General features: G+C 65.3%; 24 protein-coding genes and 2 pseudogenes. 8 read left to right on the top strand and 18 right to left on the bottom strand.

What is annotated here, in order from left to right:
• Positions 1-42: 42 nt before the first annotated feature.
• Positions 43-441, bottom strand: a complete 399-nt coding sequence (locus GNX96_RS00555; RefSeq protein ID WP_163566601.1) for a hypothetical protein — start codon at positions 439-441, stop codon at positions 43-45.
• Positions 402-677 carry a hypothetical protein gene (locus tag GNX96_RS00560; protein WP_163566602.1) on the bottom strand — a complete coding sequence of 92 codons (276 nt, stop codon included), beginning with the start codon at positions 675-677 and terminating at the stop codon, positions 402-404. Before GNX96_RS00560 ends, GNX96_RS00555 begins: the two co-directional genes overlap by 40 nt.
• 105 nt (positions 678-782) lie before the next feature.
• Between GNX96_RS00560 and GNX96_RS00565 the strand changes: the two genes are divergently transcribed.
• The 3 genes from GNX96_RS00565 (at position 783) to GNX96_RS00575 (ending at position 2,729) form a co-directional block, all read left to right on the top strand.
• The gene (locus GNX96_RS00565; RefSeq protein ID WP_279578918.1) at positions 783-1,106 is read left to right on the top strand and encodes an ArsR/SmtB family transcription factor; all 324 of its coding nucleotides are present in this window, start codon (positions 783-785) and stop codon (positions 1,104-1,106) included.
• Positions 1,103-1,582 (top strand): SRPBCC family protein, encoded by a 480-nt coding sequence (locus tag GNX96_RS00570; RefSeq protein ID WP_163566603.1) that lies wholly within the window; start codon positions 1,103-1,105, stop codon positions 1,580-1,582. The genes GNX96_RS00565 and GNX96_RS00570 overlap by 4 nt, the downstream gene beginning before the upstream one ends.
• A gap of 178 nt (positions 1,583-1,760) precedes the next feature.
• On the top strand, positions 1,761-2,729 hold the full coding sequence (locus tag GNX96_RS00575) for an alpha/beta fold hydrolase (protein WP_163566604.1): 969 nt from the start codon (positions 1,761-1,763) through the stop codon (positions 2,727-2,729).
• Here GNX96_RS00575 and GNX96_RS00580 read toward each other — a convergent pair.
• Together GNX96_RS00580 and GNX96_RS00585 are read right to left on the bottom strand one after the other, a co-directional pair.
• A pseudogene (locus GNX96_RS00580) lies at positions 2,674-3,311 on the bottom strand (maleylpyruvate isomerase family mycothiol-dependent enzyme). The gene GNX96_RS00575 and the pseudogene GNX96_RS00580 overlap by 56 nt on opposite strands.
• Positions 3,308-3,475, bottom strand: a complete 168-nt coding sequence (locus GNX96_RS00585; protein WP_279579049.1) for a hypothetical protein — start codon at positions 3,473-3,475, stop codon at positions 3,308-3,310. The pseudogene GNX96_RS00580 and the gene GNX96_RS00585 overlap by 4 nt, the downstream one beginning before the upstream one ends.
• A gap of 281 nt (positions 3,476-3,756) precedes the next feature.
• On the opposite strand from GNX96_RS00585, the gene GNX96_RS00590 reads away from it, so the two are divergent.
• Complete coding sequence (locus GNX96_RS00590; protein WP_163566606.1) at positions 3,757-4,254, top strand: hypothetical protein; 498 nt, start codon at positions 3,757-3,759, stop codon at positions 4,252-4,254.
• A gap of 135 nt (positions 4,255-4,389) precedes the next feature.
• On the opposite strand, the gene GNX96_RS47480 is transcribed toward GNX96_RS00590, so the two are convergent.
• From GNX96_RS47480 to GNX96_RS47500, 13 genes and pseudogenes are all read right to left on the bottom strand, one after another.
• Complete coding sequence (locus tag GNX96_RS47480) at positions 4,390-4,845, bottom strand: hypothetical protein (protein WP_279578919.1); 456 nt, start codon at positions 4,843-4,845, stop codon at positions 4,390-4,392.
• A 35-nt stretch (positions 4,846-4,880) separates the two neighbouring features.
• Complete coding sequence (locus GNX96_RS00595) at positions 4,881-5,669, bottom strand: hypothetical protein (protein ID WP_163566607.1); 789 nt, start codon at positions 5,667-5,669, stop codon at positions 4,881-4,883.
• The gene (locus tag GNX96_RS00600) at positions 5,582-6,118 is read right to left on the bottom strand and encodes a hypothetical protein (RefSeq protein WP_163566608.1); all 537 of its coding nucleotides are present in this window, start codon (positions 6,116-6,118) and stop codon (positions 5,582-5,584) included. The genes GNX96_RS00595 and GNX96_RS00600 overlap by 88 nt, the downstream gene beginning before the upstream one ends.
• A 27-nt stretch (positions 6,119-6,145) precedes the next feature.
• Positions 6,146-6,451, bottom strand: coding sequence for a hypothetical protein (locus GNX96_RS47485; protein WP_279578920.1), 306 nt, complete (start codon positions 6,449-6,451; stop codon positions 6,146-6,148).
• 39 nt (positions 6,452-6,490) lie between these two features.
• Positions 6,491-6,637 (bottom strand): annotated as a pseudogene (locus GNX96_RS62045) (hypothetical protein); the annotation flags it as partial.
• A complete protein-coding gene (locus GNX96_RS00610; protein ID WP_163566609.1) occupies positions 6,591-6,806 on the bottom strand; it encodes a hypothetical protein in 216 nt (71 codons plus the stop codon). The gene GNX96_RS00610 and the pseudogene GNX96_RS62045, both read right to left, overlap by 47 nt.
• Positions 6,773-7,954 (bottom strand): hypothetical protein, encoded by a 1,182-nt coding sequence (locus GNX96_RS00615; RefSeq protein WP_163566610.1) that lies wholly within the window; start codon positions 7,952-7,954, stop codon positions 6,773-6,775. Before GNX96_RS00615 ends, GNX96_RS00610 begins: the two co-directional genes overlap by 34 nt.
• 317 nt (positions 7,955-8,271) lie before the next feature.
• Entirely contained in the window at positions 8,272-9,570 is a 1,299-nt protein-coding gene (locus GNX96_RS00620; protein ID WP_163566611.1) for a hypothetical protein, read from the bottom strand.
• A complete protein-coding gene (locus GNX96_RS00625) occupies positions 9,567-10,166 on the bottom strand; it encodes a hypothetical protein (RefSeq protein WP_163566612.1) in 600 nt (199 codons plus the stop codon). Before GNX96_RS00625 ends, GNX96_RS00620 begins: the two co-directional genes overlap by 4 nt.
• 123 nt (positions 10,167-10,289) lie before the next feature.
• Positions 10,290-11,114 carry a DUF222 domain-containing protein gene (locus GNX96_RS00630; RefSeq protein ID WP_163566613.1) on the bottom strand — a complete coding sequence of 275 codons (825 nt, stop codon included), beginning with the start codon at positions 11,112-11,114 and terminating at the stop codon, positions 10,290-10,292.
• Positions 11,115-11,219: 105 nt separating this feature from the next.
• Positions 11,220-11,774, bottom strand: coding sequence for a helix-turn-helix transcriptional regulator (locus tag GNX96_RS47490; protein WP_279578921.1), 555 nt, complete (start codon positions 11,772-11,774; stop codon positions 11,220-11,222).
• Complete coding sequence (locus GNX96_RS47495) at positions 11,753-13,141, bottom strand: ATP-binding protein (RefSeq protein WP_279578922.1); 1,389 nt, start codon at positions 13,139-13,141, stop codon at positions 11,753-11,755. Before GNX96_RS47495 ends, GNX96_RS47490 begins: the two co-directional genes overlap by 22 nt.
• Positions 13,138-14,016, bottom strand: a complete 879-nt coding sequence (locus GNX96_RS47500) for an ATP-binding protein (protein ID WP_279578923.1) — start codon at positions 14,014-14,016, stop codon at positions 13,138-13,140. The genes GNX96_RS47495 and GNX96_RS47500 overlap by 4 nt, the downstream gene beginning before the upstream one ends.
• Before the next feature lie 108 nt (positions 14,017-14,124).
• Between GNX96_RS47500 and GNX96_RS00640 the strand changes: the two genes are divergently transcribed.
• The 4 genes from GNX96_RS00640 to GNX96_RS47505 all read left to right on the top strand — a co-directional run bounded on the left by GNX96_RS00640 (position 14,125) and on the right by GNX96_RS47505 (position 17,260).
• Positions 14,125-14,910: an SDR family NAD(P)-dependent oxidoreductase gene (locus GNX96_RS00640; RefSeq protein ID WP_163566614.1), complete on the top strand. Its 786-nt coding sequence runs from the start codon at positions 14,125-14,127 to the stop codon at positions 14,908-14,910.
• Between the two features lie 33 nt (positions 14,911-14,943).
• Positions 14,944-16,491 carry a carboxylesterase/lipase family protein gene (locus GNX96_RS00645; RefSeq protein WP_279578924.1) on the top strand — a complete coding sequence of 516 codons (1,548 nt, stop codon included), beginning with the start codon at positions 14,944-14,946 and terminating at the stop codon, positions 16,489-16,491.
• A gap of 201 nt (positions 16,492-16,692) precedes the next feature.
• The gene (locus tag GNX96_RS00650; protein WP_279578925.1) at positions 16,693-17,043 is read left to right on the top strand and encodes a pyridoxamine 5'-phosphate oxidase family protein; all 351 of its coding nucleotides are present in this window, start codon (positions 16,693-16,695) and stop codon (positions 17,041-17,043) included.
• A 64-nt stretch (positions 17,044-17,107) separates the two neighbouring features.
• On the top strand, positions 17,108-17,260 hold the full coding sequence (locus tag GNX96_RS47505; protein ID WP_279578926.1) for a hypothetical protein: 153 nt from the start codon (positions 17,108-17,110) through the stop codon (positions 17,258-17,260).
• Positions 17,261-17,281: 21 nt separating this feature from the next.
• Here GNX96_RS47505 and GNX96_RS00655 read toward each other — a convergent pair whose 3' ends face one another.
• Positions 17,282-18,775: a hypothetical protein gene (locus GNX96_RS00655; RefSeq protein WP_163566615.1), complete on the bottom strand. Its 1,494-nt coding sequence runs from the start codon at positions 18,773-18,775 to the stop codon at positions 17,282-17,284.
• Positions 18,776-18,812 lie beyond the last annotated feature (37 nt).

Here is an 18,812-nt window from a genome sequence, read left to right on the forward strand (position 1 = left end):
AAGCGGCTGGGGTGAACAGCGACGCATCGTCCGCGCAGGCGGTCAGGACACCGATAGATGACTCGACCGGCTCGCAGTAGTCGAGGATCGAGTGCAACACCTCGCCGAGCCGGGTGGTGTCGGGAGACACCGTGTCTCGTCGTCGACGGGTTGGAGCACGATTCCGCGATCGGTGAGCCGCAGGCCGATCAGATCGCCGGCCCGCAGATGGCTCAGATAGCCGCGGGGGAGCAGCAGGCATTGCGAGCTGTCAGCCTCATCCACCTCATCGGTGGGAATGCCGCGTTCGACCAGCAGTTCGCGGTCGAACGGCAACAGCGCCGGTACGACCGGCGACCCGTCCGCGAGCAGGCGGCCCTCCAGGTTGTCCGGCATCTCCGCGACCGTTTCCAGATCGGAGGTCAGCGCAAGCGTGTCGTACTCGACCTCCCAGTCCGCCAATCGATGGGTGAAACCCGGTCGACAAGCAGCGCCGGGGCCCATGCCCACCGGTCATCGGCCAGGAGCGTGACACGATCGTCCGTCTCGTCCATCCCCTCCAGGAGCGCCTCGTCGGGATCTTCACCGAGGTCGACGCCGTCCCCTTCCAACAGCGTGATCAGCTGCTCATCGGTGGCCGGGCGGCCGTGGGCGATGAGTACGCGCACGACGGCGTCATTGAGCAGCTCCTCGGACATGAATCGGACACTATCCGGTCGCTTGGACACCGCCCAAAACAACCCACGAAGGGAGTCGGGCTGTGAGGCTTGACTTGCGGTTCGGTAAGTCGTAGCTTTCCGTTCGTGACGACTTACCAAGATCGGGACGGGTGGGAAGTGCTGGGGGATCCCAGCCGGCGGCTCATCGTCGCCAGTTTGGCCGAACGTCAGCAGGCCGTTGGCGAGCTTGCCCAGGCGCTGCCGATCAGTCGGCCAGCGGTTTCCCAGCATTTGAAGGTGCTCAAGGACGCCGGGCTGGTTACTGATCGGGCGGTGGGGACTCGTCGGGTTTATCGGCTGAATCCGGCGGGCGTGGCCGCCTTGCGAGATCAATTGGAGACGTTCTGGAATCGTGCGCTTGGCGGTTATCAGGATGTCGTCGAACAAGACACCGAGGAGAATTCATGACCCAGGCAGATGTCGTGGTGCGTCGGCAGATCATCGTCGAGGCGTCGGTGGAGAAAGCTTTCACCGTATTCACCGAGCGGTTCGGTGATTTCAAGCCTGTTGAACACAACCTCCTTGGCGTCGCGATTGCCGCGACTGTGTTTGAACCCAAGGTCGGGGGTCATATCTACGACACCGGCGTCGATGGCAGTGAGTGCCGCTGGGCGCGGGTCCTTGCGTACGAGCCGCCGGATCGTTTGGTGTTCAGTTGGGACATTGGGCCGACCTGGCAGATTGAGACAGAGCCAGAAAACACCAGTGAGGTCGAGGTCAGGTTTGTCGCAGAAACCCCACAACGTACTCGAGTGGAACTGGAACACCGTCATCTTGACCGGCATGGCGACGGATGGCTGTCGGTCAGGGATGGGGTGGCCGACGACGCTGGCTGGCCGCTGTATCTGGCTCGCTACGCTGCCTTGTTCACCGCGGGCAGCTGAATGCCTCCATTAATTTGGCGGTGAAAGGGCTGGGGCCGACCGTCGAGTGGAGCATGTCTCGGACGATACCGATCAGAGTGCCTGATGCGACTACCTGACAGGTAATTGTGCCGCCAGGCGGAGGGCAGCACTGTGGTGGTGGGCCAAGTCCTTTCCCTGCAACCTCAAAAGGATCTCCATGCCTTTCGTCACAGCCGAAGACGGCACCCCTATCTTTTTCTGCGACTGGGGTTCCGCGGCAGCACCGCCGGTGGTGTTAGTCCATGCGTGGGCACTCAACTCCGATATGTGGAGCGCCCAGGTTCCAGACCTGACAGCGGCTGGATTTCGGTGTGTCACCTACGATCGCCGCGGTCACGGCCGCTCCGATCGGCCAGGTAGTGGTTACGACCTCGACACCCTGGCCGATGACCTGGCCGCTGTCCTGGACTGTTTGGACGTCTCAGACGCTTTGCTGGTAGGTCACTCCATGGGTGCTGCGGAGATCATCCGCTACCTCACTCGCCATGGCACCAGCCGTGCGGCTGGAGTCGTCCTAAGCGCACCCATGGCGCCCTTTCTCTGTTGCGCACCAAGGACAACCCCGGCGGGATTGAGGAGTCCTCGTTTTGAGAGTGCGCGCCAGGCCATGCGCGACGATATAGGTGCGTTTGTGGACGCCGCCCCGTGGAGCGACTATTTCGGCGCCAGCCTCGAAGTCTCTCCGGCGCTCGCCGACTGGACTCGCCGCCAGATCGTCGACACTCCACTTCAGATCCTGCTCGAGACCCAGCGCGCGTTCACCCGCGCAGACCTGCGTCAGGAGCTGGCCCAATTCACCCTACCGACACTCGTCATCCAGGGCAGTGCCGACCGCTCCGCGGCGATCGAGCTTACTGGCGAACGAGCGGCGGCGCTGGTGCCAGGCAGTCGTTTTGGTGGTGATGAACGGCGCCGGTCACGGCCTTTACGCAAGTGGAGCGGGCCGGTACGACAGCGAGCTGATCGCATTCGCCCGCGACTGCCTACCGCGTTAGCGCCTGCCGTACACCCGTTGCCCTTCCAGGAAACTCCGTTCTCGTCGCGGACACAATACCGCGACGCGGTGATCGTCAAGTGCCAATGCGCTCGGCGAGAATCTGCTGTCCTGGACCGGAGAGCTCTTTGACGATGCCATGGCGTCCGGCCATGGCCATCAGCAGGGCCTCGGCGGGTCCCTCAACGGCCGGCCCTGTCCCGGCGACCCAGTCGAGATCGGACGCCACCAGCGTCAGGCCTCGGATGCGTTTAGCCGCGCCGATAGTGGGAGCGGTGCGTCCGAATGGCAACACGGCGTGCATTCTTTCGGCGGGAATGTCGCGGGGTATGCCGAGCGGGCGGCGGATGTCCTGGTGATGGATAACTCCGTCGGTGAGGGCAATTCGGCCACCGAATCCCGCGGTGAGCCCGCGTGGATGGAGGTGGTCCTTCACCAGCGCGACAAGGGCATCCGTGCTGTAGTCAGCATATGCGGCGACACCGGCAGCATTGACCTTGGACGGAAGGATGCCGCCGGTCACGAAGCGGCCTATAAGGCGCCCGGTGCCGAGTTCCTCGTAGCTAAAAACATGTGCGCGACGACATCGCGCACTCGCCATCCGGCACACAGCGACGGCGTTAGCCATTGCGCTGGGGTCAAAGCGATGAGCAGATCGGCAAGGTCGGCTCGCTCATCGCGAGCCAGCTTCATCGCATCGATGGGTGCGGTCATTTCTGGTTCGCCACCGTCTCGGCAAATCCATCCAACAGGATCGACCGGACGCCGCCGTAATCAATCGTGTCGAACGAGCGGGTAAGGGCTCGAAATGCCTGCTCTACGGGGACGCCGATCGTGGCTGGCCCGTTGACAGACGGCATCGACGCCGTTGTTCTCATGAGTTTTTCTCCTCTTCGGGCAAGAATCCGCCACGGATGGGGTCATCGAGTACGTGTGCAAGCGCCCGCCTCCGTAAGTAGCCACGAACGGTTAGCGTAGACGCACATTGGGCGGTTAGCAACCGGAGAGACGAACCCGCGTACCGAGGTGACTGCTCGAAGTGGGTCGACGACGGCGTCCTCATCGAGGTTGCCGCGGTTAGCCGCTTGTTAGGGATCGTTTAGCGCCCCTCCGTAGGTTCTGCGCAGTTGTCCCCAGACCCTCCAGGAGGAAATCGCTGATGTTTCGCATCCGGCATGGCAAGACGAGATTGCTTCTGAGTCGAGCGGTCACGGTGTTCGCAGCTACCACAGCGGCTGTGGTCACGACAGCGTTGCTGGCGCCGGCGGCAGCGCAGGCGGCTGGTGCGCCTTGGGCTGTCACCGCGATGAGTGGAAGCACGCCGATCGCCAAGGCTTACGGCGACTTCGCCAAAAACGGCCCGTTTGCGACGGTAGGAATGAACTGGGTCGACATGTCCAACAACGGTAACCCCGTCTATGTCGAGGTGTACTGGTCTTATTGGATTCAGGACGCCAGCGGGAGCTGGTATTGGGCGAGCGGAGGAGGCAAGCAACAGAGTGCTCGGTCATCCCGCATGAAGTACGTGTCAGGAAACCTGTCTGATCGGTATTATCCTGAGGGTAATCGTGCGCGCGCAGAAATCAAGGTGTGTGAGGACAGGTCCAAAGCGTGGGACAAATGCTCGTCAACCGCGACCGTCTATTTCAACTACTGATCCCAGGCAGCGGGGAACGCGTTTATGTCGGCGGGTACGGGCCGCACACGCTGCGCCTCGTGCTGCGTGCCCGTCGACTCCGGCCTTGAAAGCCTCCCTGTTCCGGCTGGCGACAGGGAGGCTTTCGCTGGCGTGCTATCTCGTACGGCGAGTCTTTCGCACATTGGTGCTGAGGCTGGTGATATGCCAAGGCCCGCAGGACGCAGTGTCCTGCCATCCGACGGTGGCCGTCCCGTTCTGGCCGGGGCCAGTGAAAACCAGGCGCCCAATGTCGTCCTGCGACAGCATGACGTCGTCGGTGAGCATCGCGTACGTGTGAGACGCGTTTCGGATGACCGTGTAGTGCCACGGGCCGTTGTCCGCGTGGTCCTGCCAACCGTGCAGCACCTTGCCATCGGCGGTTCGTACGACGAATGTCAACCGCCCACCGGAGTCCAGCGACACCACAGGATCACCGGCGACGGTAGGTGTCACGTGGGCGCCGTCGTCGTCCACGTCCGTGGTCGGCGTGAGGGTGGCCCAGAGCCACGGCCCGTTGCCCGGCGTGCTCTGCCATCCGTGCGACAGCTTGCCGTTGGGGTCACGCGCCATGAAGCACAGCCGGCCCGGAGCGCCCTGGCCCATGCCTATCCGGCCGGCCACCGGTACGGCGGCACCGTTGCCGTTGTTGAGGATGACCGCGGTGTGCCAGGTCGAGGAGCCGGGCGTGTCCTGCCAGCCGTGTAGCAGTTGATTTCCATTGGTCTGGACGAAAAAAAACACAGCTTGCCGCTGATATCCAAGGCGACGCTTGGATCGTCCAACGCCACCGCCTGGGAACCAGTGGCCACGTCAGCGATCGCCGCGGTGTGCCAGCTGTCCGAGATCGGGCTGTCCAACCACCCGGCCACCAGCGAATTGTCCGCACCTCGGGCCAGGAAGGTGAGCCGTCCAATCGAGTCGATCGCGGCCGCCGGTGAGCCGGTCAGTTTCACGCCCGGCCCCGGCAGGTTCTCCCAGCCGGTTACGGTGGCCCGGCGCCATACCAGCGCGCCATTTTGGTCGATACCCAGCAGATTCATCCTGCCGCGCAGGTCCAGCACGGACACGGCCGAACCGGCGAGAGGCCCCGGTACGGACGACTGCGTCCAGTTGTCGCCATTCGTACGCCGCGCGTACCCGATCGACCCATCGGCCTTGGCCAGCGCGTACGTGAGCACCCCACTGTCGTCCAACCGCATGGCCGTACCAGGATTTTCCAGCACGACGCTGTTCGACTCGAACCGCAGATCGTCTATGTAGAGCGTGGTCGGCGCGGGCTGTTTGGTAGTGGAGAACTGCACGGACGTCAACGTGCTGAGGTCGAAGAGGCCGGACTGCGGGTGGTAGATGTCCGCGAGCGCGTGCCACAGCTTGATCCGTACGGTCTGCCACACTGCCGCGCCGCGAGATAGACGTGATGCTCCGGATCTTTCGCGCCCTCGTTGTAAAATGTGCAGTCCAGTCCCAGCACTCGGTCGGAGTCGTTGTACGCCTCGAAAGCGAGTTCGCGGAACCGACTCCAGTCTCGCCGCCCGACGTGCTCGGCGCCACGGATGAACAGGCCGGAGCTGTCCTGGCCGGCGCCGAAGGTGATTTTCAGACTGGACTTGCCGGTCTTGGGATGGTCGGTCGAGCGGCTGACCGTCGCGGTCGCGTCCCCGAAGCGGGCGGCGTCCGCGTCGGTCTCGAAGGAGTTGATTCGTACCGGGTGCGGCAGCCCGATCGGACCGACCTGGACCGACCGGGTCAGGGTGTCCGAGCCGGCGGTCACGGTCACCTTCTGGTAGCCGGCCGGCAGCGGCACGATCGTACGATGTACGTCCGCCTTGGCGGTTCGTTCCACCGGGGTACCGGCCTGGCCCCTGGATCGTCACCGGCACGCCGTTTCGGACGTACGGACGTACACCGTCACTGGTACGTGGTAGGCGCGCGGCTGGCCACCGATGAGGACGATCGCCGGCTCGCCGTTGATCGCCCGGTCCAGCTGGACACCGACTTCGGTACGGATGCTCTCAAACAGATCGGGGTTGTCCCGATAACTGTCCAGCCAGTCATAAAGTACGCCGAAATATGGCTTGAGTAGCTCTTCGACCGTGAATCGATCGTCCACGCCGAGCTGCTGGGCGATCTCGACACCGCGCTTCTCGAACAGGAACAAATGCTCGCGGTCCTGCATGCCGGCCTCGACCGCGTGCAGCCGAAGTGACCCGACCGGACCAGGAACATTGGCCTGCGCGCCTGGATAAAGCAGAAAACCATCGCCGGCCGAGTCGTTGTTTGTGTACGGGTCGTTGAAAACATTGCGCGGATGGTAGTCATGCCCATCCCAGGAGCCGAAACAAGTCGTCGACCAGTAGAGCAGGCCGTGTGTAACCCTGCGAGTGTTGGAACCAGGGGACCAGTCGTGAACCGACCAGCGAGTCGTTGATCATCACACCCGGGTACGGCCACATGTCGCCGATGCAGATGTAGGTCCACACCAGGTCGCCGCGGGCCTTCAGGGTGTCGACGGCGCGTGGCTCGTCCAGCATCGCGACGGCGTGTTCTTCGAGGACCCAGGCATTGTTTTTTCGTTGAGCAACGACTGACGCGGCCGGTGCGTCAACGTCATGATCGTCGGCACTTCGGGTGCGTACTGATGCAGCGTTTTGTACGCACCGACAAGGGTGTCCTCGGCATGGTCGTCGCCGGGCTCGTCGCCGACATAGAAATACGCCTTGTTGATCAGGCCCTGTTGACGCAGGTAGGTGGCGACCTTGTCGAGCTTGGCCGTGTCGACGGTGATGCTGTTGGTCTGGTCGCCGCGGGCGTAGGACGGCATCTGGAATTTCACCACGCGTGGATCATTGACATACGCGGCGATCTGCGCGATGTATGCGTCCGGCTCGGCTTCGCCGGGTGACGCATAGTACGGCCCGGGGCCGGGGTCACCAATGATCGGCGGATAGTTCGGCATGACCCGGTGGTCCATTTGATAGTTGTAATAAGCGTCCATTCGGGTCTTGAACTCCGGCGTTCCCCATTTCACGTTCTCGGCCTGCGCCGCCAGCGGATACCACGGCCAGAAGGCACCGACGGTGCTCGGCACCACCGGAATCGAGAAACCCCAAACGGTCAGCGTGACCGGCACGGTCGTCGGTGCGCCGCCGCCAGTGAGCGTGACGGATCCGCTGTATACCCCAGCCGGCTGGTTGGCCGGAATCCGCACTGTCACCATGAACGCGTTGTTGCCGTTGGCGCCGGCCGGGACCTGGTTGCTCGGCACCACCGCGTCCGGCCACCAGCCGCTCAGATACTTGGAGTTCTGCGGTGGCCGACTGACGTTGACGTAGCGCTGGTAGAAAAACGCGACGGCGGACGCCGGGATTTTCGCGCCGTTCGGGCCCGCCAGGTCAGAAGCCGTCGCGGTGACCGTCGTGTCGGATCCAGCGGTGACCACGATCTGGCCGTAATGGCGTTCATTTCCAGCGCCGAGGAAGCGCAACGTGTTCGGTGGCGTACCTGGCCAAGCCCGGTCCGCCCGCACCTTGTCCAGCGAGGCGGCCACCCATGCGTTGACCGACGCGGCCGCCCCCACCTCTGCCGGCTGGCTGGCGGCCGCCGGCAGGTCACCGATGAACGGTGTCGCCGCGGCCGCCCCCAAAAGCGCGAGAATTCCGCGTCGAGGAATGCCTTGCATCTCCCACCCCATCCCGAGATTCCAGTGAGGGCGGGAGGGTAACCAAGCGCATCGACGGGCCACAACTGACATCTGCCATATCGCCGAAAATATCCGGCCGGAAAGGCCTCAACTGGTCTCGTTCCGGCTGTAGAAACAGTTTTCGACGTTTACCGTTCCGCCTGGAGAAATCAGATAATCTCCCGAACATTCGTCCTTGGGATCCAAGAAGGCGGCCTCGGCAGCTCCTAACCCTGCTGAAAACAGCACCTTGACCGACAACAGCGAGGTGCTGTTGTCTATCTACAGAACGAATCTGGTCTCCAGCTGACCCAGCTCTATTTCTTCGGTCCCTTCTTGCTCGCACGCGGCGTCAAGCTCTGCCCGAGGTTGAGGGGCTGACGCAGGTCTGGCTGCTCCGAAGGTGCTTGGTCTGCCTGATTTTCTAGCTTCGGCTCTGGACCGGTATATCCATGCCCAGTACCGGCCTGCCATGGGGCCGCAGGTGCGTTCTGGTCGTGAACAGATTGGTACGGCACGGCTGGCTGAGGGTTGGCCCCTTGCTGACGCTCGGACACCGCCGCCTCGTCCCGTGCTCGACCGGCTTCTTTTGCCTGCTCGTTTCGATCTTTGTGCCACTGCTCATTCGGCGTCAGCTTCGGCTCCCGCCCCTGCAAACGGTCGATGCTGTCCGCGAAGCGCCGCAACGCCCCCTTACGTGTAACTGGTGGTGGGCCATTGTCCCCTCCAATCGATGCCGGCGTCTGACGCCCTTGCAGCGAAGGGCCGGACGCCTGCTGACCTTGCTGGACGGCCTGTTGTTGTGAAGCAACCGGTGCAAGAACTCCAGCAGCCAGTAGCCGTTGGACCTCCGCGGCAACAGCTTGAGGAACCTGCTCAGCTACAGCCTGCTGAACCCGCTGTTCGAAGTACTGGTTCTGCTGCTCAACAGTCTGTTTGAGCCGGTCGTCGAAATGTTGGTTCTGTTGGTCGAAAGCCTCGCGTACGGCGTTGAAAAACTGTTGGCTGTCGTTCTGCAACTGATTCTGCTGCGCGGCCTGGTGTTGCATTTGTTGCCGGACTGCTGATAGCTGCTCGCCTTGCGCCTCAAGTTTGTTGTGGTCCATCCGGACGGCTTGGACAACCTGGCCCAGTTTCTGCCCCTGATCAAGCTGTCTACCTTCAAGCGACTCGATCTTCGCGACCGGCTCGGAGTGTTCGGCGACCGCCTGCTCCAGGGCATCGATCCTGTCGCGCGCTTCCTTGTGCTGCTCCAACGGATCCGTGTCAACGTCGAGCTTCTTGGCGAGTTGTGCCTCGCGTTTCTCGATCGCCGCCTGGTCCTTCAACTTCGACCGGACAATCGTCCACGCGACATCCACAGCAACACCGGCGCCGAGCACCGTGATCAATTCCCACGACCCGCTGTTCAGCGCCAACCCGCCCGCCAAAGCCACCCTGGTAGGAAGCGTTATCGCGAACTTCGCGCCAGCGTCAGCCGTCTTCTCCCAGAAACTCTTCGTCTCATCCTTGTCCTGGATCGTAACGAGGCGAGCAAAACGCGACCGAACCTTGGGCGACGTTGCCGCTGGCAACGCCGCCCGAGGCTGGCTCTGGATCGGGTCGGGCGTGGTCATGACGGTTGCAGATACCCGCAGCGGGTAGCGACTATCGACGGAACCGCCCGAGCAAACATCACGGACAGCTCATCAAGGGTGAACGTGCCATCGGTCGGCAGCGCTTTGGAGTAGGTCTGAATCTCCACTGACATGCTCGACACGTACGGCATGCCTCGAAGCATCGCGTAGGCATCGTGATACAGCTCAAGCACAACTTCGCCCCGGCGACTCAGGCGAAACGTGTCGGGATGCTCCTTCGTGTTTCCGGAGCCTTCGGCGAGCAGGTGCAGCTTGTAGTCCTGAAGGAACCGAGCCGGATCATCCGGGTCGTACTCGACCAAGATCTTGCTGTTCAGCAGTTTCTCGATCATGACTTCAGGATCTGGGATCCGCTCGTCGCCGGTTGTAAGTTTGAGCAGGTCAGCACGGTTGAAACGAACTTCGGCGTGCGCTTGCCGGTCCAGCATGGCGGTGGCCCACACCAAGTAGGCATCCTCGGTGAGCTGAAGCGATCCGTCTCCGAGTAGAACCTCATAGCAGGTCGGCTGATCGGCTGGTTCAAGTGGCCAGACCGGCCCGCTGTCGAAGCCGACCGGGACGATGACCTTGGGCATGTACATGCACCTTCCGTTGACTACGCGATGACGCTGCGCTCAGTCTAGGGACGGCGTCGACGGATATCACCCGATTCCATCGCACTCGGTAGTGGCCGAAGGCAACCGATCGCGCAACCAAGATCATCGCCTGCCGATACCCAGCAAGCACCGCTGTGGCGTAGTGTCGCTGGCCTCCGCATCTGGGAGCCGTTGAGGCGGCTTAGCGTCGCGGCCATGCCCAAAATCCCCGCCAGCGTCCCCATTGCGTTGGGAACCGGATCGCTGGTCGGGGCGGCCGTCTTCGGCGGGACGAGGTTTGGCTAGGGGGCTGAGGATCTCACTGAACAGGGTGCCGGTTCCGCCGTCGAAGGAGCCGCTGAAGTTCAGCCGTCCGTCGCGTCCGGTGTGCAGGTTTAGTTCGCGCCTGGGTTTCTCGTTCTCCCGTTCGGTGGGTGCGGGGCCGTCCGGGTCGAGGTGGTCATGGATACGTTGGCCGAATTCGACCAGGCGGCGGGCGGGGTAGCTTTTCGCGTGCTCTACCAGGGATGCCTCGGCGTCTTCGCGTTCTTTGATGTTGACGCGGGCGGGGAGTTTGTTGACGATGCCGATGATGGTGTCGATTCGAGAGTCGGCGAGTTCGCCTCGACGCATGGATTCGCTGACAATGCCAAGCTTGGGTGCGAGGGCTTCACCGGTCAGGGCTTCGCTGTTGCACAGATTCAGGGCTCGTTTGAGACGTCGTCCTGCTTCGGTGGGCGATAGCAGCAGGTTGTCTTGGAGCATGCCGATGGTGGTTTCGTGCCCGAGAGCCTTCCCGACCCTATTCTGGTGAATCGCCGCGACAATATCCAGCACCCGCGCTTGCCGGCGCCGGACGTCCTGCTCAGCTTCGCGTAGCAGGTCCGCCAGCTGCCGGGGGCGACACATCCAGAGCTCTGGAGCGTTGAGTTCCTCGCCGGCGGCCATGACACTAATTCTACCGCCGCCGCCGACAGTTTGACCGCGTTTCGCCTATCAGGAAATGGTCGTTTCTCAATGTCCCCAACAAAACGCAGAGCGCGCGCGTTCAACTTATCTGGACCGGAAGATTCTCGACCTACGCGAAAGAAGCGGCCTGCGGACAAGGTTCCAGCGGGCATGCATACCTCGGGATGTATCGTCTTTCTCAGACCAGGGCGCAAAGTTCGGTACGGGTTGTGATGCCGAGTTTGGGGTAGGTCTTGTAGAGGTGGTAGGCGACCGTACGCGGGGGCTGAGAAACAGCTGCGCGGCGATGTCCCGGTTCGACATTCCCTGGCCGGCGAGGACCGCGATCTGCAGTTCCTGAGGCGTCAGCGCCGCGAGTATGTCTTGGCGTACGGCCCCGGGCACGGTCGCTCCTGAGGCGCCAAGCTCCGCCTTGGCCCTCGCCGCCCACGGCCCGCAACCCAGCTCGTCGAAGGCACGCAGCGACGCCTCCAGTTGGACACGCGCGTCGACCTTCCGGCGTACGCGCCGCAGCCACTCGCCATAGAGAAGCTGGGTTCGGGCCAGTTCGAGAGGCCGGTCTACCGGACCGGCCAGGGCCGTCAGGAAGTGGTTCTCGGCGTTCGCGTCGGTGGCCGTCAAGGCGTGGCAGCGGGCCACGAGCGCGTCCAGCCAGGGCTGCCGAACGACCGCGGCCCAGCGCCGGAACTCGGCGAACGGCTCGGCGACCGCGTCCAGCCGACCCAGCCGGGCGGCAGCCTCGACCAGGTCGGGCCGGCATCGCAAGGCCGCGCCATGGTGCCGCGCCGGGCCGCTGACCAGCCGCGAAAGGCGGTTGAAGCAGTCCTGGACGCGGCCGTGACCGAGGTCGAGCAACCCGCGCGCGGACTGCGTCCAGGCGACCGCCGACAGGTGCGCACGAGGCTCGGCGGCGGCGATCTCGTACGAGGTGAGGCAGCCGCTCTCGTCGCCTCGGGTCGCGGCCACGTAGGCGAGGATGCTCGCCGCGTACGTCCGCCAGTGCGCCAACCCGGTGTGTGCTCGGCGAGCCGGGCCGACTCGGTGCCGGTCACCAGCGCTTCGCGGGGCCGGCCGGCGAAGGTCTCGCAAAGCGTCAGGGTGCCCATGCAGTCGGCCAGCGGCTCCACGGTGCCCTCGCGACGTGCGTTCGCGACGCTGCGTGCGGCGATCCGCGCGCTGTCGGCGTCCAGGCCCAGCGTGAAGGTGCAGTTGGCCACCTCGGTGAGGATCCGCGGGTCGCTGCCGGCGGCGGCGGCCTCGGCCTTCTCGACCAGGTCGGCCAGCGGCGGGTAGGTGGTGGTGTCGCGGCGCAGGATCGCCGCCGTACACCAGCGGGCAAGCCACACCACCGCCATCAGCGGGTGGTCGGCCGGCAGCCCGATTTCGCCGAACTGGTCGACGGTACGGGCGAACATCTCAGCGTCGGCCGGTGCCGACCACGCCGCGTGAAGCGCCTCGGCGACCAGCCAGAACGCCGGTTCCGGGTCGCCGCCGGCCAGCAGCGCGGCTCCTTGGGACAGCAGGTCGTGGGAGAGCGCGATGTTGCCGGAGTTGTATTCGGCCCGCGCCCGTACGGCGATCAGCCGGGCCCGCATCACCGGGTCGATGACTGCCGGCGCGGCCCGCTCGGCCCGCGTCCGAGTCCGAGCCCACCCCGGCCGGCCGCCGTGCAGACCGCTCTCGCAGGCCAGCACCAGCCGCCGGATCGTCGCCGCCGAGTCCTCACTCAGCTGGGCGGCCCGCTCGTATCCGCTGGTGGCGGCATCGAAGCCGCCGCGCGCGACGGCCCGGTCGGCGGCCGCCTCCAGCTCACCGGCGATCCGCTCGTCCGGTGCGGTGGCCGCCACCGCGAGGTGCCAGGCCCGCCGGTCGGCGTCGTGCTGGCGGCCGTACGCGGCGGCCAGCGCGCTGTGCGCGGCCAGCCGCCTGACCAGCGGCGCGCCGTGGTAGACGGCGGAGCGTACGAGCGGGTGCCGGAAGCTGAGCGTGCCAGCGGATTCGGTCACCAGCCCCGCGCCTCGGCTGGTTGCAGGTCGGTGCTGCTGGCGCCGAGGTCCGCGGCCGCGGCCAGCAGGACCAGCAGGTCGCCGGTGTCGTCCGCGGCCGCGACCAGCAGCAACGCCTGGCAGGCGGGCGGGAGCGCGCGCACCTGGTGGTGGAAGGCGTCCTGCACACGACTGGTGAGCGGCAACGGCAGCGGCCCGGCCGTGGTCGAGACGACCGCCGGCAGCTCCAGCAGCGCGAGCGGGTTGCCGTGGGTCTCGGCGACGAGTTGTCGGCGTTGGTCGTCAGTCAGGTCCGCATGGGCTTTGAGCAGCAGAAGCGCGTCCGGCTCGGCCAGCCCGGCCAGCCGGCGCTCCGGGAGTCCGGTCGAGACCAGCACCTCGGCGTACTCGCGGGCGGCGAAGAGGACGGCGACACCCTCGCGGTCCAGCCGGCGGGCGGCGAACAGCATGGCCGCCACCGACGAACGGTCCAGCCACTGGGCGTCATCGACCAGACAGAGCAGCGGGCCAGTCTCCGCGGCCTCGGCCAGCAACGCCAGCACGGCCGCGCCGATCGCGAACGGGTCGGTGGGGACGCCACCGAGCCCGAAGGCGCCGTCCAATGCCGCCCGCTGGGCCGGCGGGAGCTTGGTCGTCTGGCCGAGCACTGGCCGAAGGACGAGGTGCAGGCCGGCGTACGGCAGCGCCGCCTCGGACTCCGCTCCGACGCAACGCAGCACCTGCATGCCGTCGGCCTTCTCACGCGCGTAGTCCAGCAGTGCGGTCTTGCCGATGCCGGGTTCGCCGCGCAGCACCAACGCGCCGCTGACACCGCTGCGTGCGGACGCGAGAAGCGCGTCGATCGCGTCCTGTTCGACTGCCCTGCCGGAAAGCACGGAACATACCCTACGGGCCGAAGTACTGATGCCGATGCGGATTCCGGCAGTCCCCGCCGTCCGTACGTTCGTAGTCACCGACAGTCGTACTGACCAGGGAGAACTGAGATGAACCTCGAAGACCGCAATGCCATCGTGTACGGCGCGGGCGGCTCGATCGGCGGCGCGGTGTCGGCCGCGTTCGCCCGCGAGGGTGCCCGGGTGTTCCTCGCCGGGCGTACCCGCGAGCCGCTGGAGCTGGTGGCCAAGAAGATCACCGCGGCCGGCGGCCGGGCGCAGGTCGCGGTGCTGGACGCGCTCGACGAGCAGGCGGTCACCGACCACGCGCAGTTGATCGTGGACACCGCCGGGAGCATCGACGTGTCCCTCAACGTGGTGAGCGCCGGCGACCTGCAGAACGTCCCGCTGGTCGACATCACGGTCGCCGACCTCACCCGGCCGGTGGTCAACCGGCTGACCACTAACTTCATCACCGCCCGCGCCGCCGCGCGGCACATGGTGCGGCAGGGTTCGGGGGTGATCCTGGCGCTGGACAGCGGGTCGGCCCATGGCAGCCCGATGATGGGCGGAACGGGACCGGCGGACGCCGCGGTCGACACCTTCGTCCGCAACCTGGCCCTCGAGATCGGGCCGCGGGGTGTACGGGTGGTGGGCATCTGGACGGCCGGCCTGCCCGAAACGCTGTCCGCCGAGAAGATCGCGGCGCAGAGCGGGACGCCGATCGACGAGGCCACCTTCCAGGGCATCCTGCAGCACCTGGACGGGATGCGGATGACGAAGCGATCGCCGACGCTGGCACAGCTGTCCGCCACCGCGGCGTTCCTGGCCTCCGACCACGCCGGCGCGATCACCGGCACCTTCGTCAACGTCACCAGCGGCGTCTTCGCCAGCTGACCCGTTCATCAGCAAGGCCGGAGGGAAATTCCCATGAAAACAGTGACAATAATGCTCGTCGCGGCGGTTGCCGGTGCGCTGCTGACGCCGGCCGCCGCCGCGACGGCGAGCGATCCGATAGCCCGTACCGAAAACGGGCTGGTACGCGGAAAGTCCGCCGCCGGCTACCAGGTCTACAGTGGCGTCCCGTTCGCCGCGCCACCGGTCGGCGACCTGCGGTGGCGGTCGCCGCGGACAGCGCATCCATGGACTGGCGTACGGGACGCGACCCAACCGTCGCCACGGTGCGCGCAGACCGATGGCGCGCACGCGCGTACCGAGGTGGAGGACTGCCTCTACCTGGACGTGACCACACCGACCACGGCCGGTCGCAAGCCGGTGATGGTCTGGCTGCACGGCGGCGGCAACAGTTTCCTGAACGCCAGCGACTTCGACGCGCACCGGCTGGCCGTTGGCGGGAACGTGGTGGTTGTCTCGATCAACTTCCGGCTCGGGGTGTTCGGGAACTTCTCCTTGCCGCAGCTGGGAAACACGTCGAGTTTCACGCTCCAGGACCAGCAGGCCGCGCTGCGCTGGGTGCGCCGCAACGCCGCCGCGTTCGGTGCGAACCCTGCCAACGTCACGCTTTTCGGTGAGTCCGGTGGTGGTTACGACGTGTGCGGGCAGCTCGCCTCGCCGGCCGCGCGCGGCCTTTTCGACCGCGCGATCATGCAGAGCGGATCATGCTCGATGACGTGGCCTGTCAATGGCATCAAGGTCGGCGATCCAGCCGGCTCGCCGTGGATTTCGGTGCCGCAACTGCGATCCCGCAGTGCAGCCCTCGCCGCCAAGGTGGGGTGTACGGACCCGTCGACCGTCGCCGACTGTCTGCGTCGGACGCCGGCCGGCGCGATCATCGACGCCAGCCCGACCCCCGTCACGACCCCGCTCGCGTACGGGAATTCGACGTTGCCCGAACGCCCGGACCTCGCCCTCGCGGCCGGCCACTTTCCCCGCGTTCCAGTGATGTCCGGGACCACTCGGGACGAGGCCGCGCTCACCGTCGGCTTCATGACTGACGAACAGCTCGCGTACGGGCGGCTGCTCCAGCAGGAATTCGGCGCGGCGGCACCGCGGGTACGGGCGACTTATCCGGCCAACGACACCGATCCGTGGGCGACCCGAGCGGTCGCGCTGACCGCCGCGCACACCGACCGGGTCTGGAGCTGTGGGCACCTGACAGACGACCGGCTGCTCGCGCAGCAGACCACGGTTTACGCGTACGAGTTCGCCGACCGTGACGCCCCGACCGGCTTTTTCGCCTTCCCGCCTGGCTTCCCGCCACGCGCCTACCACTCATCGGAGGTGACCTATTTCTTCGACCAGGGCTTCCCGTACACCTTCCGGCCCGACCAACAGCTACTGTCCGACCAGCTGATCAGCTACTGGGCGACCTTCGCCGCGAACGGCGATCCGAATCGCGCCGGGCAACCACACTGGGCGCCATTCACCGGCCGCAACGCGCAGTCACTGGCGCCGGCCGCGGTGCGCGGCGTCGATCTGGACGCCACCCACCACTGCCAGTTCTGGTCTACTGTCTGACCCGTCCCGCGCCACTAACATTCTATCTCTCGAAGGGAATACTCTAATGGATCACCAAAAGGTCATGAACGAGTTGACCAAGCCCATCTCGCAGGAACTGATCAACTCGGCCATTCCGGCACGGTTCGCTTTCAACGGTGAAGACGGCTTTCCGCGCGGGTCGTTCCGATGGCGTTTCACTGGAACGGGGCGGACATCGTCATGTGCACCACGACAAACTCACTGAAATACCCGGCGCTGCGAAAGTTTCCGAAGGTGGCGCTGACCATCGACACCGAGGGTTTCCCGCCGCGGGTGTTGCTGATTCGTGGCACCGCCAGCACCGAGGTGGTGGACGGGATTCCGCAGGAGTATATCGACGCCTCGCACAAGATCGTGCCGCTGGCGGGGCACGCGGAATGGGAGGCGGGCGTACGGTCGCTCTATCCGCAGATGGTGCGGATCACCATCCACCCGGAATGGGCGCGCCTGCAGGACTTTCAGACCACCCTGCCGCAGAACGTGGAGAAACTGATCCGCGTCGCACAGGCCGCACAAGGCGGCAGCGCTTAGGGGCGATCTCGGCCAGCAATTGTTCCCCAACCTGAAGAATCAGCCGCGCGGGGTCCGGGCCGTGGTGCTCTCGCACCACCTCGGCCTCGATCCGGACCCCGCCGGACAGGTCGACGGCGTGGAACAGCAGGGTGGCGGGCCGCGTCGGATCGGCCGGTCGACCGCCATCGTGCGCCGGCCGACGACCAGTCGCGGCGTGGGATGGGCGTGGTCGTAGCCGAGATGCGAGTGGCTCCGATTAAAGCGCGCCTGCGCTTCGGTACGTGGCCACTGTTACCGAGTACGGAGGTAGCACGATCGAGGTATTGCCAGCCTGGGACCACGTCGTGATTCCGCTGGCACTCGTCTGGCTGACCCTGACCTCAGTCGTGGGGCACGCGCCATCGACGGAAATCGTCTCTGGTTGCGTTGTTGCACCACTTGTGTTGATCAGTAGGACTTTCACCGTCGCGTTCGGCAGTCGTACCGCGTGCGTGGAGACCCCAGCGGTGGCGGTGGCGGTCGCGATCCACGTACCGGTCGGGACGGCGACCGAACCGAACAGTTTCTCCGCGTAATAGGTCGCGAACGGAGTTCCGGCCGCACTCTCGCACACTTGACCGGAGTTTGCGGGAAGGCAACTTCCGCTGGAAATCAGGCCGAGGTCAGCGCCCGGTGCTGGTTGGTTCAGTCCGCTGTAGAGCGCGAACCAGTGCGCCGAGGTGACGCCGTGTTCCAGCAGTGTTGCCTGCGCGTCGGCGAGGTACGCGGCATTTCCTGTTGTGGTGGTGTATTCGTTGCCGGCGGGAAAGGAATTCACCTCACCGACGGTGATGGTCACCTGGTGCCCTTGGTGGTGGTCGAGGTCCGCTCGCATGGCCGCCAGAGTCGCCGGCACCGTACGCACGGCCGCGAGCGCTCCGGTGATCGTCGGGTCCTCGTCAGGGTGCCTGGGCAGTCCGTGGATGTCCACGTAGTCGATGGCGCTGGTCAGTCCCGGCGTGGCGACGACCGCACGGTTCCACGCGGTGAAGTATTTCGCCTGGTCGTCCGCGTTTTCCTGGCCAGCAACGACGGTCGCCAACTCGACGCCGATCCTGATCGTCGGATCGACCGCCTTCATCGCCGCTGCGAACGCGATCACGTCCTTGGCGTACCGCGTCCCGTCGAGCTCTGGAGGTTCCGGGCTGGTGGTGGACACCCGGTTGTTGGGCTCAAAAATCTGGTCGAGCCACACCTCTGCGCCGATCATCCAGTTCTGGACGCGGTCATGGCGGACGTTGTTCGCGTAGTTCACCCAGGCCGCCGCCTCAGCCGCGGTGCCGGTTCCGTAATTCACGTGCACAGTGGTGCGCACGCCTGCGCGACGGGCGGTCGCTTCGAACTCATCGAAGGTGAAGGTGGGGGCGCAGGCCGGTCCAGTCGCCAAAAAAAGGGGGGCGTCGCGAGCGGCGTCGGGATCCGGTCGCAACTGATTGTGCCGCCAGTCGTAAAGATCCAGCGGCGCGCCAGCATCAAAATCGAGGGTGCCTATGCCGGCGCCCCGGATCAGCTGGGTCGTTCGCGCATCCTTGAGATGCGGGTTCCAAAACGGTACGTCGGCGCCAACCGCGCCCGGCTCGATCCTGGCCAGCGCCTTCGTGGGATGCACTTGGACTGTGCCTGTTGACTGGGCCGCGGCTGGGTTCGTGCTAGCTGTCAGCACCGTGGTGGTGACAGCTAGTACGGTGGCGACTGCTCTCTTGATGCGCATCGTTTCTCTCTCCACGTCCCAGGTCTGGATATTTGGA

Origin of the sequence: Fodinicola feengrottensis (assembly GCF_010993775.1) — a bacterium.
Lineage (GTDB): Bacteria > Actinomycetota > Actinomycetes > Mycobacteriales > HKI-0501 > Fodinicola > Fodinicola feengrottensis.

Excerpts from the sequence above, each read along its gene's own strand:
- GNX96_RS00640 (WP_163566614.1), top strand. The coding sequence starts at position 14,125 with ATGAACCTCGAAGACCGCAATGCCATCGTGTACGGCGCGGGCGGCTCG.
- GNX96_RS00655 (WP_163566615.1), bottom strand. The coding sequence starts at position 18,775 with ATGCGCATCAAGAGAGCAGTCGCCACCGTACTAGCTGTCACCACCACG.
- GNX96_RS00610 (WP_163566609.1), bottom strand. The coding sequence starts at position 6,806 with ATGCTGGACGAGCCACGCGCCGTCGACACCCTGAAGGCCCGCGGCGAC.
- GNX96_RS00570 (WP_163566603.1), top strand. The coding sequence starts at position 1,103 with ATGACCCAGGCAGATGTCGTGGTGCGTCGGCAGATCATCGTCGAGGCG.
- GNX96_RS00575 (WP_163566604.1), top strand. The coding sequence starts at position 1,761 with ATGCCTTTCGTCACAGCCGAAGACGGCACCCCTATCTTTTTCTGCGAC.
- GNX96_RS00645 (WP_279578924.1), top strand. The coding sequence starts at position 14,944 with ATGAAAACAGTGACAATAATGCTCGTCGCGGCGGTTGCCGGTGCGCTG.
- GNX96_RS47480 (WP_279578919.1), bottom strand. The coding sequence starts at position 4,845 with ATGGCGCGTGACCCCAACGGCAAGCTGTCGCACGGATGGCAGAGCACG.
- GNX96_RS00625 (WP_163566612.1), bottom strand. The coding sequence starts at position 10,166 with ATGCCCAAGGTCATCGTCCCGGTCGGCTTCGACAGCGGGCCGGTCTGG.
- GNX96_RS00585 (WP_279579049.1), bottom strand. The coding sequence starts at position 3,475 with ATGAGAACAACGGCGTCGATGCCGTCTGTCAACGGGCCAGCCACGATC.
- GNX96_RS00560 (WP_163566602.1), bottom strand. The coding sequence starts at position 677 with ATGTCCGAGGAGCTGCTCAATGACGCCGTCGTGCGCGTACTCATCGCC.
- GNX96_RS00650 (WP_279578925.1), top strand. The coding sequence starts at position 16,693 with ATGTGCACCACGACAAACTCACTGAAATACCCGGCGCTGCGAAAGTTT.
- GNX96_RS00630 (WP_163566613.1), bottom strand. The coding sequence starts at position 11,114 with ATGGCCGCCGGCGAGGAACTCAACGCTCCAGAGCTCTGGATGTGTCGC.
- GNX96_RS00590 (WP_163566606.1), top strand. The coding sequence starts at position 3,757 with ATGTTTCGCATCCGGCATGGCAAGACGAGATTGCTTCTGAGTCGAGCG.
- GNX96_RS00615 (WP_163566610.1), bottom strand. The coding sequence starts at position 7,954 with ATGCAAGGCATTCCTCGACGCGGAATTCTCGCGCTTTTGGGGGCGGCC.
- GNX96_RS47485 (WP_279578920.1), bottom strand. The coding sequence starts at position 6,451 with ATGCAGGACCGCGAGCATTTGTTCCTGTTCGAGAAGCGCGGTGTCGAG.
- GNX96_RS00620 (WP_163566611.1), bottom strand. The coding sequence starts at position 9,570 with ATGACCACGCCCGACCCGATCCAGAGCCAGCCTCGGGCGGCGTTGCCA.